This is a genomic window from Actinomycetota bacterium (genome assembly GCA_030776725.1).
In the GTDB taxonomy this organism is placed as follows: Bacteria; Actinomycetota; Nitriliruptoria; order Nitriliruptorales; family JAHWKO01; genus JAHWKW01.
In genome coordinates, this window is sequence record JALYHG010000281.1 from 1 (window position 1) to 4,888 (window position 4,888).

A 4,888-nucleotide genomic window follows, 5' to 3' on the forward strand; every position below is an offset into this window, starting at 1 on the left:
CCGCCGGAGACCGCCGCTCCGCCCGAGGCACCGACCGTGCCGGCGCCGGAGGCGCCCCCGGCCCCGCCGGTCGAGGAGATCACGCTCGGCGAGCGGTTCCGGCGCCGTCTGGTGCGGTCGCGGAACCTGCTCACCGCGCAGGTCGCCGATCTGTTCGGCCGGGGGATCACCGACGAGGCCTGGGAGGGCCTCGAGGAGACCCTGATCGCCGCCGACGTCGGTGTCGCAACGTCCCTGGCGCTGGTCGAACAGGTCCGCACCCGCGCCCGGGAGGAGGGTGTCACCGGCGCCGACGGCGTGATCGAACTGCTCAAGGACGAGCTGCGTGTCCTGCTGGCCGCCGGCCCACGGGACCTGGTCCGCTCCGATCACGAAGAACCGACCGTGTGGCTGGTCACGGGCGTCAACGGCACCGGGAAGACCACCTCGATCGGGAAGCTCGCCGCCCGCGAGACCCGCGAAGGCCGATCGGTGGTCCTGGCCGCAGCCGACACCTTCCGGGCCGCCGCGATCGACCAGCTGGGGTTGTGGGCGGAGCGCGCCGCGGCGCGCCTGGTCGCGAAGGACCCCGGTGCGGACCCCGCTGCCGTCGCCTACGACGGGTACAACGCCGCCAAGGCCACCGACGCGGACGTCCTGCTGGTCGACACGGCCGGCCGTCTCCACAACAAGACGGCCCTGATGGACGAGCTGGGCAAGGTCAAGCGCGTCCTGGAGAAGCAAGCCGGCGACCTCCAGGAGGTGCTGCTGGTGATAGACGCGACCACCGGTCAGAACGGCGTGACACAGGCACGGGCGTTCCTCGACGCGGTCGACGTCACCGGGCTGATCCTGACCAAGCTCGACGGGACGTCCAAGGGCGGGATCGTCGTCGCCGTGCAGCGCGACCTCGGCATCCCGGTCAAGCTGGTCGGCCTGGGAGAAGGCATCGACGACCTCGCACCCTTCGACGCGGATGCGTTCGTCGAGGCGCTCTTCGCCGACCGGGCAGCGGCGGCCTGACGGCCACACCACCCGGTACCCTGCTGGCGCGAACCTCCACCGTCCCCACGAGAACGGGCACCCGTCGTGTTCGACGCGCTCTCCGATCGGCTCGAGGCCGCGCTTGGCCGCCTCCGTGGCCGCGGCCGGCTCGACGAGCAGACCGTCGATGCCGTCTTGAAGGACATCCGCCTCGCGCTGCTCGAGGCGGACGTCAACATCATGGTGGTCCGCCGCTTCGTGCAGCGGCTCCGCGAACAGCTGGTCGGCGAGGATGTCTCCCGGGCCCTCAACCCCACCCAGCACGTGATCAAGGCCGTCAACGAGGAACTGACCCGCGCGCTCGGCCAAGACACCGCCCCACTCGACCTCGGCGCACGACGCCCGGCGGTGATCATGTTGGCCGGCCTGCAAGGTTCGGGGAAGACCACCGCCGCCGGGAAGCTCGCCCAGCAGCTCAAGCGCAAGGGCCGCCACCCCATGCTGGTCGCCTGCGATCTGCAGCGCCCCGCCGCCGTTGAGCAGCTGCGCGTCCTCGCCCAGCAGGGCGGGGTGCACGTGTACGCCCCGACGGAATCCGGCGACCCGGTCCCGGTCGCCCGCGACGCCCTCCGCGCCGCCGGTGACACCGGCTGTGACGTGGTGATCGTCGACACCGCCGGTCGCCTCCACGTCGACCAGGAGATGATGGACCAGGCCGCCGCGATCCGCGCGGCCGTCGACCCGGTCGAAACGCTGTTCGTGATCGACGCGATGATCGGCCAGGAGGCGGTGAACGTCGCCAAGGCGTTCCTCGATCAGGTCGGCTTCGACGGGGTGATCCTCACCAAGCTCGACGGCGACGCCCGCGGCGGCGCGGCCCTGTCGGTGGCGGAGGTCACCGGACGGCCGATCAAGTTCGCGTCGGTCGGCGAGAAGCTCGACGAGTTCGAGCAGTTCCATCCCGACCGCATGGCCGGTCGGATCCTGGGCATGGGTGACATGCTCACGCTGATCGAGAAGGCCGAGGAGACCTACTCCGAGGAGGAGGCCCGTCGCGCGGAGGAGGCGCTGCTCTCCGGCGACTTCACGCTCGAGGAGTTCCTCGACCAGCTGCAGCAGCTGAAGAAGATGGGGCCACTGACCAACCTGCTCGGGATGCTGCCCGGGGTCGGCAAACAGTTGAAGGGCGTGGACCTCGACGACTCGCAGCTCAAACGGGTCGAGGCGATCATCCAGGCCATGACCCCCCGGGAGCGTCGCGATCCCAGGAAGGTCCTCAACGGCTCGCGCCGCCGACGGGTCGCGGCGGGGTCGGGTACGACCGTCACCGACGTCAACCGGCTGGTCAAGCAGTTCGAAGAAGCCCAGAAGATGATGCGGTCGGTGATGAAGATGGCCGGGGGCGGCGACGGCCGCGGGAGGGGCAAGGGCGCGGTCCGCGGTCAGATGGCCCAGGCCAAGGCGCTGCGTCAGCTGCAACAGTCCGGCCAGGTCCAGATGCCGGGCGGTGGCCTGGGCGGCTTCCCTGGCCTGCAGCCGGCCCCCAAGCGCAAGAAGCGCTGACCGCCGCACCCGCCGATGCGGATCGGGGTCGACCTCGGCGGGACCAAGATCGAAGCGGTCGCGCTCGGTGACGACGGCCAGGACGTCGCCCGCCACCGCGTCACCACCCCCCGCCACGACTACGCCGCCAGCATCCGCACCATCGCCGAGCTGGTGGAACGCCTCGAGGGCGAGACCGGCCGTCGCGGCACGGTCGGCATCGGCATGCCGGGGACGCACTCGCCCGTGACGGGCCTGATCAAGAACGCCAACTCGGTGTGGCTGAACGGACGGCCCTTCTCCCGCGACGTCAGCGATGCGTTGGGCCGCGACGTGCGCTGCGCCAACGATGCCAACTGCCTGGCCCTGTCAGAGGCCACCGACGGCGCTGGCGCCGACGCCGAGGTGGTGTTCGCGGCGATCGTGGGCACCGGCACCGGCGCCGGAGTGGCGATCGGCGGCCGCATCCTGACCGGGCGGAACGGGGTCGGCGGCGAGTGGGGCCACAACCCCCTGCCGTGGGCGCGCCACGACGAGATCCCCGGACCCGCCTGCTGGTGCGGCCGGCACGGCTGCGTCGAGACGTGGCTGTCGGGTCCCGGCCTCGAACGCGACCACCGCGCCGCCACCGGCCGTCGCAGCGACGCTGAGAGCATCGTCGCAGCCGCGGAAGCCGGTGACACCGACGCCGACGCCAGCTTGCGCCGCTACGAGGACCGCCTGGCCCGCGCGCTGGCGTCGGTGGTGAACGTCGTGGACCCCGACGTGATCGTCCTGGGCGGGGGCATGTCCAACGTCGACCGGCTCTACAGCGCCGTCGCTCAACGGCTGGCGGGATGGGTGTTCGGTGGGGAGGTCACCACCCCCGTCCGCCGCGCGGCGCACGGCGACGCCAGTGGCGTCCGCGGCGCTGCCTGGCTGTGGCCACCCTCGGAGGGCTGACCGCCCGACCGATCGGGCGCACGTCGCCGGCGGTCGCCGCAGGCCGCGCCACCGGTTAGGCTGCTGCACTGTCCCGCTCGGCACCGTGCCCCGCGGGGCCGTACGGCATCCCGGCTGTCTCCGCCCCGCCGCCCGACCTGGGAACCACACCGATCGGTCCGCGTGGGTACAGGCCAGCCCCACCGCCGGCGCCGGCCACCGGCCGACCGCCGGCCCGATCACGAGGATCCGAAGATGGCTGTCAAACTCCGCCTGCGTCGCGAGGGTGGGAAGAAGAACGCCTACTTCCGGGTGGTGGCCGCCGACAGCCGCTCGCCCCGCGACGGACGGTTCATCGAGATCATCGGCCACTACAACCCGACCGCGCACCCGTCGGTCGTCGAGATCGACCACGAGCGGGCGCTGCACTGGCTGCGCCACGGCGCGCAACCCACCAACCCGGTCGAGAACCTGCTGCGCATCGCCGGGGTGTGGGACGAGTTCAAGTCCGGCGAGGCCCCCGAGCGGGTCCGCACCCAGACGCCGGTGCGCACGTCCGACCAGGCGCGCGACCAGGCGGCCCGCACCGCGGACCAGTCGCAGGTCACCGGCGGCGGCGACGCCCCCGCCCAGCAGGCGGCCGCGGCGCCCGAGGAGGTCGAAGCCGCGCCCGGCGTCCCCGAGGACACCACCGCGGCACCGGTCGCCGAGACCGAGGCGGTCCGCGGCGAGACCGAAGGCGGACCCGGTGAGGGCGACGAGCGCGCCGCCTCGGTCGGGGGCGGCGGTGGCGGCTCGCGTGGCACCACCCCCGACGAGACGGAGGAGGAGGCTTGAGCGCTGAGCGTCTACTGCAGTTCGTCGCCGAACAGCTGGTCGACCACCCCGATGACGTGTCGGTCACGCCCGTCGAGGACGGCCGCGGCCGGAACGTCACGCTCGAGTTGCGGGTCCACCCCGACGATGTCGGGAAGGTGATCGGCAAGCGGGGGCGCACCGCCAAGGCGCTGCGGACGGTGTGCAAGGCCGCGACCGAGGGCGACACCAACGTCAACGTCGAGATCATCGACTGACGGTGCCGGGCCACCCGTCCGACCGCGTCGCAGTAGGGCGGATCGTCAAGCCCCACGGCATCCGCGGCGAGGTCGTCGTTGCGCTCCTGACGGACCGTCCGGAGCGGTTGGGACCCGGCGAACGGCTCCACGGGGCCGGCCGCACGTTCACGGTCGTGCGTTCCCGTCCCCACCAGGGACGGCTGTTGGTCACCTTCGAGGACGTCGCTGACCGTTCCGCCGCCGAGCGTGTCCGCGGCACGGTGCTGGAGGCCGAGCGGGGCGGGGACCGAGAGGACGACACCTACCTCGCGTCGGAGCTGGTCGGGATGGCGGTCGTCGACGACCGCGGTCGCGACCTCGGCACCGTCGACGCGCTGATCGAGCTCCCCGCGGCGGCGGAGTACGAC

The 4,888-nt window shown here is 72.5% G+C and carries 5 protein-coding genes and 1 pseudogene; all 6 read left to right on the forward strand.

Annotation, left to right across the window (positions count from 1 at the left end; all coding sequences use genetic code 11):
* Window positions 1-1,002: signal recognition particle-docking protein FtsY (gene ftsY / locus M3N57_13500; protein MDP9023683.1), on the forward strand; the 1,002-nt coding region annotated here is incomplete at its 5' end.
* A 66-nt stretch (window positions 1,003-1,068) separates the two neighbouring features.
* A complete protein-coding gene (gene ffh / locus M3N57_13505) occupies window positions 1,069-2,526 on the forward strand; it encodes a signal recognition particle protein (protein MDP9023684.1) in 1,458 nt (485 codons plus the stop codon).
* A gap of 15 nt (window positions 2,527-2,541) precedes the next feature.
* On the forward strand, window positions 2,542-3,447 hold the full coding sequence (locus tag M3N57_13510) for an ROK family protein (protein ID MDP9023685.1): 906 nt from the start codon (window positions 2,542-2,544) through the stop codon (window positions 3,445-3,447).
* 234 nt (window positions 3,448-3,681) lie between these two features.
* Window positions 3,682-3,930: pseudogene (gene rpsP / locus M3N57_13515) on the forward strand (30S ribosomal protein S16).
* A 329-nt stretch (window positions 3,931-4,259) separates the two neighbouring features.
* Window positions 4,260-4,499 (forward strand): KH domain-containing protein, encoded by a 240-nt coding sequence (locus M3N57_13520; protein ID MDP9023686.1) that lies wholly within the window; start codon window positions 4,260-4,262, stop codon window positions 4,497-4,499.
* 2 nt (window positions 4,500-4,501) lie between these two features.
* Window positions 4,502-4,888 (forward strand): ribosome maturation factor RimM (rimM, locus tag M3N57_13525; protein MDP9023687.1); only part of this gene is annotated, 387 nt, incomplete at its 3' end.